This window comes from Streptomyces sp. NPDC042100 (assembly GCF_055582325.1).
This window is the reverse complement of the sequence record NZ_JBVJDK010000023.1, coordinates 22,349-40,181: the sequence shown is the minus strand read 5'-3', so window position 1 is coordinate 40,181 and position 17,833 is coordinate 22,349. Positions and strand designations below refer to the sequence as shown.

At 73.4% G+C, this 17,833-nt stretch carries 23 protein-coding genes and 2 pseudogenes; 24 read left to right on the top strand and 1 reads right to left on the bottom strand.

Annotated elements, in window-relative coordinates; all coding sequences use genetic code 11:
* Positions 1 to 44: 44 nt before the first annotated feature.
* From ACZ6J5_RS33815 to ACZ6J5_RS33805, 3 genes are all read left to right on the top strand, one after another.
* Positions 45 to 416 (top strand): hypothetical protein, encoded by a 372-nt coding sequence (locus ACZ6J5_RS33815; protein WP_469397762.1) that lies wholly within the window; start codon positions 45 to 47, stop codon positions 414 to 416.
* A gap of 64 nt (positions 417 to 480) precedes the next feature.
* The gene (locus ACZ6J5_RS33810) at positions 481 to 2,718 is read left to right on the top strand and encodes a hypothetical protein (protein ID WP_469397761.1); all 2,238 of its coding nucleotides are present in this window, start codon (positions 481 to 483) and stop codon (positions 2,716 to 2,718) included.
* A 124-nt stretch (positions 2,719 to 2,842) separates the two neighbouring features.
* The gene (locus ACZ6J5_RS33805) at positions 2,843 to 3,334 is read left to right on the top strand and encodes a hypothetical protein (protein ID WP_469397760.1); all 492 of its coding nucleotides are present in this window, start codon (positions 2,843 to 2,845) and stop codon (positions 3,332 to 3,334) included.
* 35 nt (positions 3,335 to 3,369) lie between these two features.
* Here ACZ6J5_RS33805 and ACZ6J5_RS33800 read toward each other — a convergent pair whose 3' ends face one another.
* A complete protein-coding gene (locus tag ACZ6J5_RS33800; RefSeq protein ID WP_469397759.1) occupies positions 3,370 to 3,561 on the bottom strand; it encodes a hypothetical protein in 192 nt (63 codons plus the stop codon).
* 157 nt (positions 3,562 to 3,718) lie between these two features.
* Between ACZ6J5_RS33800 and ACZ6J5_RS33795 the strand changes: the two genes are divergently transcribed.
* The 21 genes and pseudogenes from ACZ6J5_RS33795 (at position 3,719) to ACZ6J5_RS33695 (ending at position 17,823) form a co-directional block, all read left to right on the top strand.
* A complete protein-coding gene (locus ACZ6J5_RS33795) occupies positions 3,719 to 5,992 on the top strand; it encodes an ATP/GTP-binding protein (RefSeq protein ID WP_469397758.1) in 2,274 nt (757 codons plus the stop codon).
* 17 nt (positions 5,993 to 6,009) lie between these two features.
* A complete protein-coding gene (locus tag ACZ6J5_RS33790) occupies positions 6,010 to 6,402 on the top strand; it encodes a conjugal transfer protein TraB (protein ID WP_469397757.1) in 393 nt (130 codons plus the stop codon).
* An 85-nt stretch (positions 6,403 to 6,487) separates the two neighbouring features.
* Complete coding sequence (locus ACZ6J5_RS33785; protein ID WP_469397756.1) at positions 6,488 to 8,605, top strand: chromosome segregation protein ParM; 2,118 nt, start codon at positions 6,488 to 6,490, stop codon at positions 8,603 to 8,605.
* Between the two features lie 95 nt (positions 8,606 to 8,700).
* A complete protein-coding gene (locus ACZ6J5_RS33780; protein ID WP_469397755.1) occupies positions 8,701 to 8,889 on the top strand; it encodes a hypothetical protein in 189 nt (62 codons plus the stop codon).
* Positions 8,890 to 8,970: 81 nt separating this feature from the next.
* On the top strand, positions 8,971 to 9,504 hold the full coding sequence (locus ACZ6J5_RS33775) for a DUF6197 family protein (protein WP_469397754.1): 534 nt from the start codon (positions 8,971 to 8,973) through the stop codon (positions 9,502 to 9,504).
* A gap of 111 nt (positions 9,505 to 9,615) precedes the next feature.
* A complete protein-coding gene (locus ACZ6J5_RS33770; RefSeq protein ID WP_469397753.1) occupies positions 9,616 to 9,951 on the top strand; it encodes a hypothetical protein in 336 nt (111 codons plus the stop codon).
* 420 nt (positions 9,952 to 10,371) lie between these two features.
* Positions 10,372 to 11,454: a DNA polymerase III subunit beta family protein gene (locus tag ACZ6J5_RS33765; protein WP_469397752.1), complete on the top strand. Its 1,083-nt coding sequence runs from the start codon at positions 10,372 to 10,374 to the stop codon at positions 11,452 to 11,454.
* A 120-nt stretch (positions 11,455 to 11,574) separates the two neighbouring features.
* Entirely contained in the window at positions 11,575 to 12,099 is a 525-nt protein-coding gene (locus ACZ6J5_RS33760; RefSeq protein WP_469397751.1) for a hypothetical protein, read from the top strand.
* The gene (locus ACZ6J5_RS33755) at positions 12,096 to 12,446 is read left to right on the top strand and encodes a hypothetical protein (protein WP_469397750.1); all 351 of its coding nucleotides are present in this window, start codon (positions 12,096 to 12,098) and stop codon (positions 12,444 to 12,446) included. Before ACZ6J5_RS33760 ends, ACZ6J5_RS33755 begins: the two co-directional genes overlap by 4 nt.
* Positions 12,443 to 13,426, top strand: coding sequence for an AAA family ATPase (locus ACZ6J5_RS33750; protein ID WP_469397749.1), 984 nt, complete (start codon positions 12,443 to 12,445; stop codon positions 13,424 to 13,426). Before ACZ6J5_RS33755 ends, ACZ6J5_RS33750 begins: the two co-directional genes overlap by 4 nt.
* Positions 13,423 to 13,632 (top strand): hypothetical protein, encoded by a 210-nt coding sequence (locus ACZ6J5_RS33745; protein WP_469397748.1) that lies wholly within the window; start codon positions 13,423 to 13,425, stop codon positions 13,630 to 13,632. Before ACZ6J5_RS33750 ends, ACZ6J5_RS33745 begins: the two co-directional genes overlap by 4 nt.
* 30 nt (positions 13,633 to 13,662) lie before the next feature.
* Entirely contained in the window at positions 13,663 to 14,010 is a 348-nt protein-coding gene (locus tag ACZ6J5_RS33740; protein WP_469397747.1) for a hypothetical protein, read from the top strand.
* Between the two features lie 100 nt (positions 14,011 to 14,110).
* On the top strand, positions 14,111 to 14,416 hold the full coding sequence (locus ACZ6J5_RS33735; RefSeq protein WP_469397746.1) for a hypothetical protein: 306 nt from the start codon (positions 14,111 to 14,113) through the stop codon (positions 14,414 to 14,416).
* Between the two features lie 94 nt (positions 14,417 to 14,510).
* The gene (locus ACZ6J5_RS33730) at positions 14,511 to 15,185 is read left to right on the top strand and encodes a diguanylate cyclase domain-containing protein (RefSeq protein WP_469397745.1); all 675 of its coding nucleotides are present in this window, start codon (positions 14,511 to 14,513) and stop codon (positions 15,183 to 15,185) included.
* Positions 15,182 to 15,635, top strand: a pseudogene (locus ACZ6J5_RS33725) (ASCH domain-containing protein). Before ACZ6J5_RS33730 ends, ACZ6J5_RS33725 begins: the two are co-directional and overlap by 4 nt.
* Positions 15,632 to 15,886, top strand: a complete 255-nt coding sequence (locus ACZ6J5_RS33720) for a hypothetical protein (protein WP_469397744.1) — start codon at positions 15,632 to 15,634, stop codon at positions 15,884 to 15,886. The pseudogene ACZ6J5_RS33725 and the gene ACZ6J5_RS33720 overlap by 4 nt, the downstream one beginning before the upstream one ends.
* Positions 15,887 to 15,908: 22 nt before the next feature.
* Positions 15,909 to 16,097: a hypothetical protein gene (locus ACZ6J5_RS33715; protein ID WP_469397743.1), complete on the top strand. Its 189-nt coding sequence runs from the start codon at positions 15,909 to 15,911 to the stop codon at positions 16,095 to 16,097.
* A gap of 9 nt (positions 16,098 to 16,106) precedes the next feature.
* The gene (locus tag ACZ6J5_RS33710) at positions 16,107 to 16,955 is read left to right on the top strand and encodes an Lsr2 family DNA-binding protein (protein WP_469397742.1); all 849 of its coding nucleotides are present in this window, start codon (positions 16,107 to 16,109) and stop codon (positions 16,953 to 16,955) included.
* A 3-nt stretch (positions 16,956 to 16,958) separates the two neighbouring features.
* Positions 16,959 to 17,450: a hypothetical protein gene (locus ACZ6J5_RS33705; RefSeq protein ID WP_469397741.1), complete on the top strand. Its 492-nt coding sequence runs from the start codon at positions 16,959 to 16,961 to the stop codon at positions 17,448 to 17,450.
* Positions 17,451 to 17,502: 52 nt separating this feature from the next.
* Positions 17,503 to 17,604: pseudogene (locus ACZ6J5_RS33700) on the top strand (NUDIX domain-containing protein); the annotation flags it as partial.
* Positions 17,605 to 17,628: 24 nt separating this feature from the next.
* Entirely contained in the window at positions 17,629 to 17,823 is a 195-nt protein-coding gene (locus ACZ6J5_RS33695) for an NUDIX hydrolase (RefSeq protein WP_469397740.1), read from the top strand.
* Positions 17,824 to 17,833 lie beyond the last annotated feature (10 nt).

The following is a 17,833-nucleotide window of genomic DNA, read 5'->3' as shown; positions in this document are numbered from 1 at the left end:
CCGGACAGCACGGCCCCACCCACCAGCACACCGAGGAGCCCCTCGTGCGCAACAGCGCCCAGCACACCATCACCGTTCCCGCCGGCGGGTTCCGCCAGGGCCAGTACGTCCTGTACCGCGACCCGGAGAAGTTCTGGACCGGCCAGGCCGGCCACACCTTCGTCTGCCGCGTCGACCGGGTCGGCCTCCACAGCACCTACTACCTGACCCCGCTGGTGTCGGGTCCCCCGATCCCCCTCGCGAACCCGGACTACATGCGGCTGCTGCCGGCCGTCGACGCGATGCGCGACATCGACACCGCCCCCCTGAACAGCGACATCGCGGCCGACGGCATGACCGCGGCCGCGATGGCCTGGCTCACCCAGCAGCACACCACCGCCAACGGCCGCCCGGAGCTGCCCGGCCCGCGCGGCTGACCCACCCACCCTGTACCGCCGCCTCGGGCCTCCCGGGGCGGCACCCGACCTGGAAGGAGGCGGCGTGGCCGCCACTCGAACCCGCAAGAGGGCCACCGCCCGCACCAAGAAGCCGACCGCCGCGGCGGCCGCGCAGCCGACCGCCTCCACCCTGTCCGCCCCCGCCGCCCCGGCCCCGGCCCCGGCCCCGGAGCCGGAGCCGGAGACCGCCGGGGACGCGGCGGCGGTGCCGGAGACGGACTGGGCGGCGCTGGCCCGGGTCGCGGACGCCCGCGACCGGGCCGCCGACCTCATCGACACCGCCCGCGACCAGGCCCTCGCCTTCCAGACGCAGGCCGAGGAGCAGGCGGCGCGCACCGTCGCCGACACCCACGAGCAGACCGCCGCTCTGCTGGCCGACGCGTGCACCCGCGCCGAGGCCGTCACCGCCGGCGCCCGGGAGGAGGCCACCGCCCAGCGGGCGGCGGCCACCACCGAGGCCGAGACGGCGCGCGAGGCTGCGCGGCAGCTGCGCGGCGAGGCCGACCGGCTCCTGGCCGACGCTCAGGCCCGCGCCGACCAGCTTCTCGCCCAGGCGCGGTCGCAGGTCCTGGAGCTGACCGAGCTGGCCGCCGCCGATCAGCAGGCCACCGCGACGGCGGTCGCCGAGCTGCGGCGTCTGGCCGAGGCCGACCTCACCGAGATCGCCGCCCTGGTCGCCTCCCGCCGCACCGACGCCGGGCAGATCCTCGCCCGCGCCGGTGAGGACGCCGACATCCTGCTCGCCGCCGCGAATAAGGAGGTCGGCCAGGCCCGTGAGCGGCACGCCCAGCTCGCCAAGGCCGCCGCCGAGCTGTACGACGCCCGGCGGGCGGAGGCGGAGGCACTGTACGCGGGCGCGGTCGAGGCGGCCGCCGAGCGGCGTCGCGAGGCCGACGCCCACGTCGCCGCCGTAACCGCCGAGGCGGAGACGGCCCGCGCGGAGCTGCGTTCCGAGCTGCGCGAGCTCGGTGAGAAGTTCGACACCGAGTCCGCCGCCAAGAGCCAGGCCCTGGCCGAGGAGCTCGCGGGGCTGAAGGCGGCGTGCGACCAGCAGCGCGAGAAGCTCCGCACCGAGGCCACGACCGTCGCCCAGGAGCTGCGCGCGGCCGCGCACAAGGAGTCCGAGCGCATCACCGCCGAGGCCGAGCGCAAGGCCAAGGCCGTCACCGAACGGGCGCAGGCCGACGAGGCCCGCGCCCGCCGGCTGCTGGCCGAGGCCCGCGAGGCCAAGAAGGCGGCCTCGAAGTGGCGCGGCCTGCGTCGCAACCTCGGCGGCAAGCTGTGGAAGATGGCGCCGTGGATCGCGCTGGCCGCCGGCGTCGGGCTCGCCGCCTCCGGTGAGTACGAGCTCGCCCGCATGGTCGGCATCAACGAGTACGTCGCCCCGCTCCTGCCGGTGTCGATCGACGTCTACTGCGTCACCGCGTTCCGCACCAAGCGGGACATCGCGCCCGCGCTGCTGCTGATGGCGTCGGCCAACGTCGTCTTCCACCTCTCCGAGCAGGCGCACCTCGTCCCCGAGGGCGGGTCGGCCCCGTGGCCGCTCACTACCTTCGTCGTCCTGATCTTCGTGGCCGTCATCTGGCGTGTCCACACCCTCATGCACGACGACGGTACGGACGGCCGCGACGGTACGGACGCGCCGTCCGGTACGGCCACCGGTACGCACCGCCGGACCGACGGTACGGACAGCATCGCGCCCGGCCGTACGCAGCCCGCTCACGGCGACCTGTACACCGCCGAGTTCGGCGGACGAGCGGACGGTACGGCCGCCGGACACGACGGTACGGACCCGGCGGGCGCCCTCCCCCTCCCCTCCCCCCACGACGGGAGCGCAGGGGCGCTGACCAGCTCGTACAGCGACCGTACATACGGCGTACACACCACCCCGGACGGCGCGGCGCGTACAGGTACGACGGCCCCGAGGCGTACCGGTACGGCGCACGCGGCCGTACAGGACCGCACCGGCACGGTCAGCGTCCGTACACAGGCCGGCCGCGACGCCGTACAGGGTGGCCGTACCGGTACGGCCACCGCCGCCTCCCGCGCAACCGGAACCATCGGGTCGGGCCGTACAGCCGGTACGGACCGACCCGGTACACCCGCCCGGACGGACGCCGAACTCATCCCGCTCGTACAGGCCCTCCCGCGCGACGAGGACGGCTACGTCACCCTCTACCGCATCCGTACAGACCTCTCCGTCAACCAGCCCCGCGCTGTCCGCCTGCTGAAGGAGGCCGGCCTGCTGCGGCCCGAGGACGCCGACAAGTACCTCTCCTGAACCACCCCCGGCACACACCAGTGAGGGCCAGCCCGAAGCAAGCGGGCTGGCCCTCGCCGCGACTGCCGGAAGCAGCCAACAGCACCTCGAGTACACCAGATCCGACCCCTCTTGGAGGACCCCCGTGACTACCGAAGGCAGGCCCTTCTTCGATGACCCGAACGCGGCGCTGCGCGAGATCGCGCAGAACCCCGCCGCCTACGCGCACTACCTCGCGGACTTCAACAGGGTCGTGCTGGACATGCAGGCCAAGCTGGAGATCCTCCAGCGCGAGACCCGTGTGCACTGCCGCGGGACCCGCGTGGAGGGCGACAAGATGGGCCAGGCTTTCCTGCGGTCCTTCCCGGTGGAGAAGTCCCTGAACAACCTCCTCAAGGACCTGAAGAGCCTCAGCTCGGGGCTGGAGAAAAGCGCCCACAAGCGCCACGCCCACGACGAAAAAGTGAAGGATGTCAAAAAGAGCCGAAAGGAAAAGGAGCAGCTCAAGGCGAGTAAAAACAATCCGTCGCTTCAGGCCGCCCCGGAATCTCCGGGGCAGTCGGGTGCGCAGGGCTCAAATATGGGCTATGGTGGTCCCACGTCGATTTACAACCTGGACCGCAGGGAGTCGGCGTGAGTGCAGGTCGACCGCTCACGAAAGCAGAGCGGAAGTCATTCAACCGTGCGGAACACGAGCGGAAAATCAAGAAGGATCTGATTGCTCAGCACGGAAACGACCTCGGCACCTTCTACTACTGGCTTCGGCTTGTGAATATCCGAGGCACGCAGGCTTACCGCGAAGGGAACACGGACTTCATCCGTGAGGTCGCGCTCGCCCTGCACAACGTCTACGGCCGTCACCACGGCTAGCTCCCCGCGCCCCGCACGAAGGGCTGTCTCCGACTCTCGGGGCGGCCCTTCGGCGGTCCTAACGCGTGCCGCGCGTGACGCGTGCCGCGCGTGCCGCGCACGCGTGTACGCGAGGCCGGGGCCGACTGTCAAGCCCAGGAGGAGGGGTCGCGTGTCCGACGACACCGACAGCAACGTGATCAGCCTCCCCACCCGCGGCGGCGATTCCGGCGGAATGCCGGACGCTCCCGACGGCGGGGATCTCTTTTATTCCGAACCGCCCGACAGCGGCTCCGGCGGCGTTGTCCCGCCGGAGTCCCCGGCGGAGACGACAATGGAACTTCCGGCAATTCGCGGGCCTATTTCTCCGGAGACCGCTTTGCGGGAAACGGGAATGCCCGACGCGCCGGACCCCGGCGGCGGAGAATATGAGGAAGGTGAATACGTCCAGCCTCGTTCTCTCGCCGACAGGCTCGGTGACTGGCTGGAATACCGGCTGGAGGTGGCGCGCGAGCGGCACGCCGGGGAAGCGCCGTTCCGGGAAGCGGAGATAGCGCGTAAGGCCGCGCTTATCGAGGCCCGCACCGCGCAGGAAACCGCGATGATGGAGCAGAACGCCAAACTCCACACCGCCCAGATGAAGGCGAAAGCCGACAAGGCGGCGGCGCGCGGCAAGGCCGACGCGGCGCGGTCCTCCAGCTCCGGCATGGGCGCCGACAAGGGCGGTCGCTCGAAGGCCGGCGGCGGGGGCGGCTCGCGCGGAGGCGGCGGCACCGGCGGCGGCCGGGGCTCGGGAACGAACGGGTTCGGCGGCACCGGGCGCGGCTCCGGGGGCGGCAACTCCCCCAAGGGTACCGGGAAGGGCTCTGATCGCTCCTCTGGCGGCCGTGGGGGCCCTTCCAAGGGCAATGAGCCGTCCGGGGGCTCCAGGGGCCGCCAGAACGGCTCTGGCGGCTCCGGCAAGTCCGGTTCTGGCAAGGGCAGTTCGAGCGGCTCCGGCGGCAAGAATGGCTCGGGCGGCTCCGGAGGCGGCAAGGGCGGCTCGAAGGGCGACGGCGGCAGGACGCACAACTCGCCGGCCACCAGCCCTCGGGCCGAACGGGCCCGCGGCCGCCAGGAACGGGCCGCCGCCCGCCAGGCCGCCCGCGACCAGCGGCGCGGCGCCGACCAGGCCGCCGGGCTCGCGGACCGCAGCAAGGACCGCGACCAGGACCGCGCCAATCGGCAGGCGGCGCGCGAGGAACGCCGCAAGGCGAAAGCCGAGCGGCGGGCGAAACGGGAGGCCGCCAAAGCCGCCGAGGCCGCCGAGGGCCGCACCACCCTCGGCGCGGCCGTCGCGGATGAAGCGCAGCGGCGCTGGGACAAGCGCCGCGCGGCGCGTGAGGACAAGGCCGCGAAGGGTGCCCCGGCCGACGGGGAAGCCAAGGAGCCGGCCGGTGGTGATGCCCCCGGGACCGCGGTCGACAAGGGATCCAAGGAAGCCCCCGAACCTGCCGTCAGCGGCCCGGGGGGCAAGCCGGACGGCGCCCAGGAGGCGGGCCAGAAGCCCTCCGGCGGTTCCGATGACACGGATCCGAAGGACGGCGACGCGGCGGCAGACGGCCCCGCGTCCGAAGCCGCCGAGGACCCGCCGGGCACGGACGACAACGACGCCGCCGACGATGCCAACGACGGCGGCGACGACGCCGACGCCGAGGGCGCCGAGGGCAAGGCCTGGTCCTTCAAGGAGTGGCTCAAGGACTTCCTCCTGAAGCTCACCGAGGACCCGCCCGAGGAAGACCAGGAGGCGTCCGGCACGGCGAGGCCGGAGGACTTCGGCTTCACGATGGACCGCCCCGACCGGCCGGCCGGACCGTCCTCCCAGGGGGAAGAGGACGACATCCCGGACGCGGTCATCGTCGACGACTCCGCCGACCCGTTCCGGTCCGCCGCCTCAAGCCCGGCGAGCCTGCCCCCGGCCCCCGAGCCCCATACCCAGCGTCCCGGAACCACCCGACCCACCACACAGGAGGACCCGATGGCATCGGAGGTCAGCAAGCCCTCCGCGGGCCAGACCGGCATGGCCGCGCAGCACCGCACCGACATCACCTTCGGCGAGTACCTGATGGAGATCGTGAACATCGCGATCGCCGCCGCGCTCGACAAGGACCGCGCCCAGGAGCTGGCCGGCGCGCTCGGCAAGGTCGCCGACGCCCTGCGGGACATGGCCGCGGACCTGGTCGGCGACCACAACATCGCCACCGAGTTCGTCGACCGGGTCACGGACCTGGCCGATGCCTCCGACCAGATGCGGCGGTTCGCCGAGCGGTGCGCGACCGAGTGCGAGGTGGCCTCCGAGGCCGCCCGGATCGCCGCCACCTCCGTCGGCCGTGTCTACGGCCAGGACATCCAGGCCATGGACGACGCGGGCCTGGCCCAGGCCTCCGCCGCCGCCCACCACGACTAGAAGACAGGAGACACCCCGTGAGCGACCTCAGGCCCAGCACCGACGGCGACAACCGCTACAAGGCCGTCCAGCACAAACTCAAGATCTTCGTCACCGCGATGGACGTGGCCGGCGGCGAACTGGAGCAGCTGCTGCTCGGCATGCGGACCAACGCCCAGCGCACGGAGGGGCTGGCCGTCGACATCGCCAACGCCGAACTCGACCGCAAGTTCGTCGAGATGACCAACCAGGTGGCCGTCGCCCTCGGCGGCGCGGCCGCCGAAGTCCAGAAGCTCCACGAGACGGCCCAGGAGGTGTCCGCCCTGGCCGCGGACGCGCGGCGTACGCACGCGCGGCTGTACGAGGCCCTGGACACCATCCGCTCCGGGCGCCCCGAGCGCACCCCCAAGCCCGGGTTCCTCGCCCACTGACTCCCGCCCCTCCGCACATCGCCTCGATGGGCGGCCCGCCACCGACGGCGGGCCGCCCATCACCATCCCCGAAGGGAACACCTCTGTGCCCGTGCCGCGCAGCGTCGCCCTGGAGCGCGCCCTCTACACCCTCGCCGCCCCCGTCCTCGCCGCGGCCCCGAACCTCGCCCCCGACAGCCCCGTCCACACCGTCGTGCAACTGGCGGGCGCCGCCGGCATCGGCGGCTGGATCCTCGCCCGCAAGAGCGACAAGCCCGGCGCGGGCCGCAGGATTCTGCGCTGGTCCCCGCTCGTGGCCGCCGCGGCCATCGACGTCGCCGCCCGCAACACGATCGGCCTCGGCCCCTACTGCCTGGACGTCCTGCTGGCGGCCGGGTGGGCGGCGGCCGGCCTGCTCGTGATGCCGTTCACCCGCCACACCCGCCGCCACCACCGTCCCGCACTCGCCGCCCCGGCCCCCGCCCCGCAGCTCCAGCCCGCGCAGCCCGGGCCCTCCCCCGCGCAGCCGGCCGACGGCGCCGACTCCTTCACCCGGCAGGTCCGCTGGCTGTGGGAGACCCGCGGCATGCCCGGCCGCACCATCGTCGTCAAGGCCACCCCGCACCACGGCATGCCCAACGACCTGTCGCTGCTGCTGCGCGCCTCCGAGGCCGGACGGCCGATCTCCGGCCTCACCCCCGAAGCGGTCGCCGCCGCGTTCAGCGTCGACGTCACCGACGTCACCATCAGGGAGGTCGTCCGGCAGTACGGGCGCGAGGGCGGCCCCGCCTGGAAGGAAGTCGACCTCACCCCCGACGCGAACGAGCGCCGCCGCAAGACCCCCACCGCCCACGAGTGGTGGGCCGACCGGATCGGCGCCGCCGGCGGCCCGGTGCCCGGCTCCCAGTTCGTCAAGGAAGTCCGCGACCACACCCGCCAGGTCACCCACTACATCGCCCAGGTCCCCGACGACGCGGGCGAACCGCGCGTCAACCAGCACGCCCTCGCCGCCGCCCTGAAGACCAAGTACGACGAAGGCCGGCTGTTCGTCACCGTCGACGGCAACCAGATCCTCGTCTCCCTCTGGGACAGCTCGCCGCTGGCGCAGATCTTCCCCGCCACCCGCGAACTGCTCACCCCGGACAAGGACGGCCGCTGGGTGACCGGCTTCCTCGGCAACGGCCAGCCCGCCCGCAACCGCGTCTACACCGACCGCGGCGCAGCCCACGGCCTGTTCGTCGCCCCCTCCGGCGGCGGCAAGACCCAGCTCATGGGCCTGCACGTCGCCGCCGACGCCCTCTTCGGCGCCGTGGTCATGCTCGCCACCGAAGCCCCCGACGAGAAGACCGCCGCCCTCGGCCGGCACAGCGCCCGCTACGGCGTCGGCGCGCTCTACATGATCCGCCTCCTGAGGGTCCTCGTCGCCCTCATGGAGATCCGCGGCACGATGCCGTGGGAGGACGGCGAGGTCCACGAATGGGACCCCACCCGCCCGGGCTGCCCCTACCGGATGCTGTCCGCTTACCTCGACGAGTTCCTCTCCGCCGCCCGCAACGGCGACTACGGCGCGGAGATCATGGACCTCGCCGAGCTCGTCTCGGTCAAGGGCCGCAAGTATGCCGTCGGCCTGAAGGTGGCCGGCCAGTCCATCTACGTCCAGGACGGGTTCACGCAGCTGCTGTGCGAGAACCTCCGCGAGAACTGCATCCCGGTCGTCCTCAAGGTCGCACCGAAGAAGGTCGGCGAGATGTTCAAGGCCCTGGGCATCCCCGCCGCGAACGCGCCGGAACCGCTCCCCCGCTCCTTCTCCCCCGCCGAAGCCGGCCGGATCGAGCGGGTGATGCGCGGCGAACCCGAGCCCCCCGCCGACTCCAACACCGGCGGCGCGGGCTGGATCGTGGAAGGCACCCAGCCCGACGTCCTGCGCACCCTGTTCATGGACTTCAAGGCCGGTATCGACGGCTACTTCCCCGACACGGTCGCCACCCTGACCGACTACGAGATCCGCGAACTCGAGGCGCGGGACCTGTGGTTCGACTGGACCGTACCGCCCCGGCCCGGCGAGTTCGGCCCCGAACCGGACGACGACACGTACGACGACGACGGTGCCCACAAGAAGAGCGGAGGCGGACCGCGCCGTGGCGGCGGGTCCGCCGCGCGCCGCGACACGGTCACCTCGCCCCGCCAGGCACTGGAAGCCATCAAGAACCTCTCCGGCGTCTGACCCCCCCGCACCCCCGCCCCCACCTCCCCACACCCCCGCAGGGCCCGGCCACCGGCCGGGCCCTGCCCGCGCTCCCGCGAAAGAGGCACACCGCCATGGCCGTCTCGATCTCCGCCGTCGTCCTGCTCGCCCTCATCACCGTCACCCTCGTCCGCAACGGCTCCGTACACCTCTGGCACGCCGTCGCCTGCGCCGGATTCGGCTTCTTCCTCGCCTCCACCGGCGCCGCCCCGCTCATCACCACCGCGATCAGCACCGTCAGCGGCTGGATCGCCAGCCTCTGACCCGCCCCCGCCCCCGGCCACCAGCGCCGAAGGCCATGCCACGCCACCCCGCCACGCCTTCGACACCGCCAGGAGGCCCCGATGCACCCCACCCGCCCCGCAACCGACCAGACCACCCCACCCGCCCCGCCGCCGGAGCTGACCTTCGAAGAACGCCTCGCCTTCACCAGCACGGTGATGACCCTCCGCCTCGACGAGGCCAAGATCGCCTTCGAGGTCAACACCGCACACATCTCCACCGAACCCCTCGACCTCGCCGACGTCATCACCGGCCTCGTCGACACCGGCCCCGCCCCACCGCCGCACCCGCACACGACCCCGGTCGCGGCCCTCCTGCAGCGCGCCCACCACCGGCTGCTCACCGGCGGCTGGTGCTCCGGAGCCCTGACCGGCAAGGACGGCGCCCTCTGCCTGCTGGGCGCCATCCGGACCGAAGCCTGCGGCGACAGCGGCCTGGAATCCGACGCCGTCACCGTCCTCCTGGACGCGATCCGCCGCACCTTCGGCGAGCACGTCGATTCCGTGCCGTCCTTCAACGACGCGCACAGCACCGCACGTGTCCCGCTCCGCATGCTCGACCAAGCCGCGCACCTCGCCGACGCCCGCGGCCTGTAACCCGCTCCGGACCACCTGGCTCGCCCCCGAACGCGCGCGCTCGGGGGCGAGCCAGGCCGTCCGGCCTGCACACCCGTTCCCAAACCATCCACACCCGGGAGACCGACCACCGTGCGCCGATACCGCTACCGCTGCACCATCTGCCGCACCACCAGCCCCGTCGTCCGCCACCTCGACGACCTGGCGGTCGAGGGCACCGCCCACCGCCAGGCAGTCCACGGCGGCCACTTCCCCGACGGCGAACTCGCCGGCCAGATAGACCGCCTGGGCCGTTGGTACGCCGCCCTGCCCCCGCTGGCCGTCCTCCACGCCCGCATCGCCGACGCCCTCAGCGACCTCCGCGACGAGAAGACGATGGGCCACTACTGGTGGGCCTCCGCCGGAGCCACCCTCCTGATCGGCGGATCCGCCGCCCTGATCCTCCTCGTCGTCTCCGCCGCCCTCTGACCCGGCCTCACACCCCGGCGACGAAGGCCTGCCGAGGCACAGCGCCACCCGCCCTCTCCCCCCCCCGCTGGAGGACATCCACGCCCGCACTCCGCCCCCGCCGCCGGACCGGACGCCCGCGTCCGCGGCGCCCCTCCCGGCTGCCCGGTGCCTGGAGCAGGTGATGGACGACCAGGACGAGGACCTGGTCCACGTCGACCGAACGACCCCGGCGACGGCTCGCTGCCGGTCTTCCGGTGGCACCAGGCCGACCCCGGGCTCGCGACCCGCCGCCAGCTGCGCGAGATGGGCCTGCGCCCCGGCGACCAGGAGCCCGCCGACCCCACCTCCTACACCGCTCCCCCGGCGCCGGCCCACCGGCTCGCCGCGTGACCCGAGAGGCTGCCCAACCCGCACCCTGCAGGCCGGCCGGAGCGCCCCGTGACACCGCCGGCCATCGACAACGACGGCACCCGCAAACCCCAACTCCGCCCCAAGGAGCTCCACATGCCCGTGACCCTCAACGCCCACCAGCTCGACCGCCTCATCACGCGCGTCGCCGACCACATCGGCGACGCGACCCTCCCGGTCCTCCACGGGATCCGCCTGGAAGCCGACAGCACCTACCTCTACGCCGTCGCCAGCGACCGGTACACCCTGGCCGCCGCCCGCTACGCCCACAACGGCCTGGACGGAACGCCGCTCGCCCGCACCCTGCCGGCCCGCGCGCTGCCCGCGCTCCGCCGATGGCTGCAGGACCAGCCCGGCAGCGACCCGGTCACCGTGGCCCTCTCCGACGGCCGCATCCACTTCACCGCCCCCCACGGCGAGATGACCGCCGCCGTCGACACCAACCAGAGCTACATCGCCTGGCGCGACAAATTCCTCGACGTGATCCGCGAGACCGCCCAGACCACCGAGCGGGCCTTCCCCGCACTCGACACCCGCCTCCTGGCCCGCTTCGCCGCCGCCGACGTCCGCCTCCGCGTCTGGACCAACCCGGGGGCCGCGCTCCTGATCGGCCTCGACTTCATCGGCGCGCAAATGCCCCTGCGCGCCCGACCCGACGGCTTCGGCCCCAGCCTCGCCGACACCCTCGACGAGGCCCGCACGCTCTGGAACGACTCCCTGACCACGCCCCCCACCGGCCAGGAACTCGCCGCAGTGCCCATGACCCGGCGTACCGCCGCCGCCCCCCACACCACATCCGCGACCGCCAAGGAGCTCCTGCGGCAGACGATGCGCTCCACCCACGACCTCTTCGAGGACGACGGCACCTCACACAAGGCCTTCGCCGCCCACGTGACCGCGGGCGTCATGGCCTGGAGCGCCTACCGCTACCTCGAAGCGCTGCACCGCGCCGACCCCCGGCTCGCCGCCGAGATCGTCGCCGACGTCGCCGAGCAGCTGGACAGCGGCGAGATCGGCGCCTTCGCCTACGACGCCGCGACCGCTGCCGGATTCGACGCCCAGAAGTGGCAGGACGACTTCGAAGCCGCCGCACCTCAGCAGACGAACAGCTGACAGCTCCGGTCGACGGGCCCGCCACCGAGCAGATCTGACGGTTGCCTGATCCACCCGTACCGCCGCGCGCGGACCGGGTGGTGACGGGGAGCCGGACAGCCCGGCCAGAAGGGGACTGACATGACCACCTCCACCATGACGCACCGCCCCGCGTTCTTCGCCGCCGTCCTCGCCCTGGGCCGCGCCGGGTCCAACGTCGGCGACCACTGGGTCCAGAGCGACTACTGCGCCCGGGTCAAGGGCGCCACCGACGACAAGCCCGTGTACCTCACCACCGACGACCCGGACGACGAGCCGACCGTCCACGGAACGTCGGACGGCATCAAGGCGTGCGCCTGGCACTGCCTGACCTACTCCGCCACCCAGGCCCTCGCGGTCGGGGCCGGCGCCCGCGTCCTGGGCATCCGGCTGCACCCCGGCGCCGCCGCGGCCGCGCTCGCCCTGTCGGTCGTCACGCACTACGCCGCGGACCGCCGGGTGGAGGGAGGGCTGATGGAGACGCTCGCGGAGAAGACCGGCAAGGGCAACTTCTGGCGCCTCGCCTCGCACGGAATCAACGGCGCGTACTGCCTGGACAGCGCCTGGCACCACGGCTGGGAGACGGCCGCCGCGCTGGTCGCCACCATCGGGGCGAAGACCCGGTGACCGGACGCCCCCGCACCCGCCTGGACCGGGTGCGCGCCTCGCTCGGCATCGCCCAGCTCGCCCTCCAGCAGATCGAGGACGACCTGACCGCCGACGACCTCGACGCCCCCGAGCTCACCGCGATCCTGCGCGAGCTCCAGGAGGACATCGCCGTTCCCGGCGGCCTCTTCCCCACGCTCGCCCAGCTCGTCAGCACCGCCGCCCGCCGGTCGGAGCACTTCGAGCCCTACCGCGACGGCGTCGCCTCCCGCTCCCTGCACGAGGCCGCCGCCCTGATCACCGACAACGCCGGGCCGCGCATGACCTGGGCCGCCCGCGCCCTTGAACCGCAAGGAGACGACACGTGAGCCAGACCCAGCCGCACCTTCCGGAGAATGCGCTCGTGGTGCTGATCGGTGCCAGCGGCGCCGGGAAGAGCACCCTGGCCCGCACCTGGCCGGCCTCCCAGGTCCTCTCCCTCGACGCTCTGAGGGGAACGGTCGGCGACGACCCGGGCGACCAGGCCGCCACCGCCGACGCCGCCGAGGTCCTCAAGCTCATCCTGGAGCGCCGGATGGCCCGCCGCCTGAACACGGTCATCGACGCGACGAACGTGGAGGAGACCGTCAGGGCCGAGCTGGTGATGACGGCGAAGAAGTACGGCGTGCCGACGGCCGCGGTCGTCGTCTCCACGCCGCTGTCGCTGTGTCTCCAGCGCCAGCACCCGCGCCCGGCCAGCCGGCGCGTGCCCGACGACGTCGTCCGGCGCCAGCACGAGGCGATGGCCTTCTCCCACCAGAACCTCGCCCGGGAGGGCTTCACCCAGGTCCTCTTCGCCCACGACCTGAACCGGCTGGAGCCGTACCTGCGGCGCCTGAACGAGGCCCGCCAGGCCGACCTCGGCCTGGACGGCGGCGACGGCCTGGGCCACCTGCTCCTCGTACGCCGGTTCTTCGGCGAGGAGATCCTGCCGATGTGGCGGTGGCACGACGACTCCGACATCGCCGGCGGCGACCGCGTCGGCGAGATCCGCCTCGGCCAGCAGCACCTCACCCTCGCCCTGCGCCTGGACGTCGACGGCGAAGGCGACATCGGGTTCGACGTGCGCGTGCCGTGCCCATTCGACCCCGAGTGCAACGGCACCGCCTGGACGCCGGCCTACAGCGCCACCTGCCTGCACCGAGCGCTCACCGGCGGCCTGGACCACCGCGACGACATCGTCTGCGACGTCCATGGCGCCTACGACGACGTCGACCAGGAGGCCGACGACCACGCGGCTGGCATGGACGCCGACCCCTACGGCCGCGCCGACCTGGAAGAGCAGTACACCGCGGCGGTCCGCGAATGAGCCGCGCCGCCGACGGCCCGCACCCCCACCCGCTCACCCCGGCCGACCTTCCCGCCGGGGATGAGTGGGCGCACGGGTGCCCGGACTGTCACCTGCCGGTACAGGGCGGAAGCGCCGGGTACGCCGCGCACCGCCGCACCGTCCACAACCCCCGCCGCGACTACGGCGACCGCCGCACCCCCATCACGATCCAGCTCGACTTCTGACTCGACCGGAACGCCGAAGGAGATCCGCTCATGGCCATGTCCGCCACCGCGAAGGCGTACTACGACTCCCACTTCCAGGCCCTGCGCGAGCACGGCGCGATGAACGCCGCCCGCCTCTGGCCGCGCCAGGCCCTGCAGTACACCACCGTCAACGGAGCCCGCCTGCTGCCGTTCCCGTCGCGGATTCCCGCCCGGTCCGTGGCCCCGGCGGTCCGCTTGGCCCACAAGAAGCACCTGGTCCACGAGTACGACGTCGCCGCCCGCGACGGCGCCCCGCTGCACATCGTCTACATCCGCCACGCCCCCGGCACCTGGTCCGGCGGCGAGGACGTCATCGACGTCTACGAGGTCCACGCCGAGGAGCCGTCCGCGCCGTAGCGGGTGATGGCCTTCCGTGCCGCCCCGGCCCCGTTCGACGCAGGCCGGGGCGGTCGCGGTGGTCCCTCACCGCCGAGAAGAACGAAAGGAGATGGACGTCATGACCCTGCTCCCCCTCTACGAGGTCGACGTCCCGATAAGGAACACCGCCGGCCTGCGCGGTGTGCACGTCTTCACCGGCCACGCCGACAGCCGCAGCGCCGCCGTACGGATCGCCCACGAGGTCTACGACCAGGCCGCCGCCGCACGGCAGGCCGGCCTCGAGGTCTCCGGCAGCCGGCCGGACGGCTGGACGGCGCGCGGCTACCGGCCCGGCTGGGAGCTCGACTGGAAGGCGGCGACCGCCGGCCGCTGGAACGACCCGTACAGCTTCACCCGCGCCGACGACGGCGACTTCGAGCTGTAGATCCGCCCCGGGACAGGCACACCTCGGCGTCCAAACCAGTCCGCCTGCCCCGGGCCTTCCCACCCCGTACGAGACGAGAGGGAGAGATCCCAGTATGGACTCCGTCCTGCGCACACAGGCCCGAATCGGGCAGCGCGCACTCCTCCTGACGACCGCGGCCCTGCCGCTGACCGGCTGGGCGGTACACGCGGTCGCCCTGCACAAGCGGCTCGCCGCCACGCAGAAGGACCCGCTGACCGGGCTGCTGCGCCGCGACTCCTACACCGCCCGCGCCCGCCGGCTGCTGACCCGCCGCGACGACCTGGCCGTGGTCATGGTCGACCAGGACCACTTCAAGGCCGTGAACGACGACTTCGGGCACCCGGCCGGGGACGCCGTCCTGGCCGCGACCGCCGCCCGGCTCACCGCGTGGGCGGGCCCGCGCGCGTCCGTCGGCCGTCTGGGAGGCGATGAGTTCGCCGCCGTCGTCCAGGTGCCCCCCGCGCTTCTGGAGCAGCGCCTCGCGCAGATGGTCCGGATGCTGCACACGCCCGTCGTTCTGGACGACGGCCGCACCGTCGGCGTCGCCGCCTCGGTCGGCGCCGCAGCCACCGGTGCCCTCGGCACCCGCGACCTGACCGCGTTGCAGCGGACCGCCGACGCCGCCCTGTACGACGGCAAGCACACCGGCCGCCCGGTCCTCGCTACCGCCGAGCACGCCACGGTCCCCTCCCTCAACGGCCGGCGCCTCGGCCGCCCGGGCACGGCCACGTGGGGACGGGCGGCATGAGCGACTCGACTCTCCCCGCCGACCCGGGCACCTGGGTGCGGGGCATCACGATCCGCCAGCCCTGGGCCACCTGCGTCCTGGCCGGCAAGAACATCGAGAACAGGCCCGTGCCCTGGCCGTGGCGCGGCTGGGTGCTTATCCACGCCGGGAAGGCGAAGCCGGAGCCCGCGCTGCTGCGTGACCCGCTGGTCGCCACCGCGATCCGCGGCCGCGACCTGCACACCGGCGCCGTCATCGGCATCGCCCGACTGACCGACTGCCACCAGGACCCGGCCGGCACTGCTGGATCCCTGCACGCCGTGGTCGATCCCCGGGGCCTGGCACCTCGAGCTCGCGGACGTCCAGGAGCTCGCCCTGCCGGTCCCCGCGCCCGGACAGCTCGGCCCCTGGCGCCCGACACCGGACCTCCTGGAGCGCGTCCTCGACCAGCTCCCCGACTTCCGGCCATGACCACCCGCGGCACGACACCCCCACCGCCCGAGCCGACCGCCGCGCCGGTCCGACTTCTTGACTGGCGCGACGCCTCGCACTTCGCCCGGTCCGAGCGGTGCGTGCTGTGCCGCCAGTTCACCCCGCTGCGCTCCCACGACGGCGAGCCCGTGCACAAGACGTGCGCGGAGAGCTGGAACGCCGCCAACCCGGGCGCAGCCCGGTTCGTCTCCGATCCGCCCAAGAGCGGCAAGGGCAAGGACCACGCCTGAACTCCTCCCACTGGAGGCACCTGTGAGCGACACCGACCACTCCGTCGACCACACCCTGGCCTACCCCGAGCCGCCGGCCTCGCCGCTGTGGCACCGCGACGGCCCCCGGCCCAGCCGGCTCACCCCCGAGCAGCAGCGCCGCAACCGCGAGGTCCTCCTCCTCGCCCAGCGCCGCCCGCGCCCGACCACCACCGACACCGCCGCCGCGTAGGAGGCCGCCGTGTTCGACGACTTCACCGAGAGCGCCAAGGCCCAGTCCCTGGCCCTGAACGCCAACACCGCCGACGAACAGGGCGCAGCCGCCCGCACCGTCGCCCGCCGCGCCCACGACAAGGACGACCTGGCCCAGCTCCTGGACGTCCTCGGCCTCCCCGACGACCCCGACTCCCTCACCGACCTCTTCCCCCTCCTCCCGGAGACCGGAGACGCACCCATGACCACCAACCCCAGCCCCGCCACCGGTTCGACCCGCTCCGCGCACGAGGCCGTCGCCCTGTCGATGCACGCCAACGGCGCCAGCGAGCAGGACATCCGCGAGGCCACCGGCCTGACCGAGGCCGAGCTGAGCGACCTCATCGCCGACAAGGTCCTCGACCTCCCCCGCACGTCCATGACCCCCGTGATCGACGTGCCCGTCGTCCCGCTTCCGGGCTCCGACTCCCTCCAGAAGCTGATCGAGTGGGCGGCCGCGCACCCGGCCGCCTCGGTCCGCAAGAGCGCCGCCCGCATCACCACCGTCCTCACCGAGCTGTCCGCCCGCCGCGAGGGCGAGGCCGCGCAACGCGAGGCGGAGGCCCGCGTCGCCAAGGCCCGCCAGGCGCTGGAGAAGGCCGAGCAGGAGCTGCGCGCCGTGAAGTCCGGCACCCGCACCACCACGACGGCCGCCACCGCGCCCACCCCAATCCGCACCGGCACCAGCGGCACCTACAGCCGGGACGAGCTCGCCCGGATCCGGACCTGGGCGCGCGCCCACGGGCACCAGGTCGCCGACCGGGGTCTGCCGTCCAAGACGGTCCTGGACGAGTACGCCGCCGCCCACCCGGCCGCGCCGGCCCGGAAGGCGGGCTGACCCGTGACCGCGATACCCCTGGTCCTCGACGGCTACCTCGACGAGCTCCCCGTCCCCGGCGACGACGGCCTCACCGCGCGGTTCCGGGTGATCTCCTCGCCCACCGACGACGCCGCCGACGAGACCGTCTTCGCCTGCCGCACCGCCGACCCGCACCTCGCGCACGCGCTGCTCAACGTGATGCGGCCCGGCGACCTGCTGCGTGTCGGCGGACACCTCGTCCTGCCCGGCCCGCACACCGAGACCGGCCCGCGCCTCGACGTCGACGCCCTGGAGCTCCTGGCCCCCGCGCCCGCCCGGGACCTCGCCGAGATGACCCTCGACCGCTACGGCCCCTACCTCGTCGTCCTCGACCCCGAGAGCGACAGCGTGCCCGTCTTCACCGAGGCCGGCACCTGGGTCGGCATCGCCGAACACGCCGACGCCATCACCGACCTGATCCACACCCACGAGACCCGCACCCGGTCCACCCACGACCCCGACCAGAAAGACTGACAACGGCCGCCCCCCGAGAACATCCGCTACACCGCCGACAGACGGCCGCGTCCTGCTCATCAAACGCGCCTGGGAGCCCTACGAGGGCCACTGGGCGCTCCCCGGCGGGCACGTCGTCCGCGGGGAGACCGGCTTCCGGGCCGCCGTCCGCGAGCTGGAGGAAGAGACCGGCATCCGCGTGACCGAGGACGAGCTGCGCCTGGTCGGCGTCTGGATCCAGCCCGACCGCGACCCGTGCGGCCCCGCCGACATCCAGGCCGCCGCCGGAGACGACGCGCGCGACGCCCGCCGGCGGCCCCTGACCGAACTCCCCCGGCCGCTCGCCTTTGACCACGCCGGCATCTTCAACGCCGCCCTGCGCACTACCTGCTGACCCCACCGCA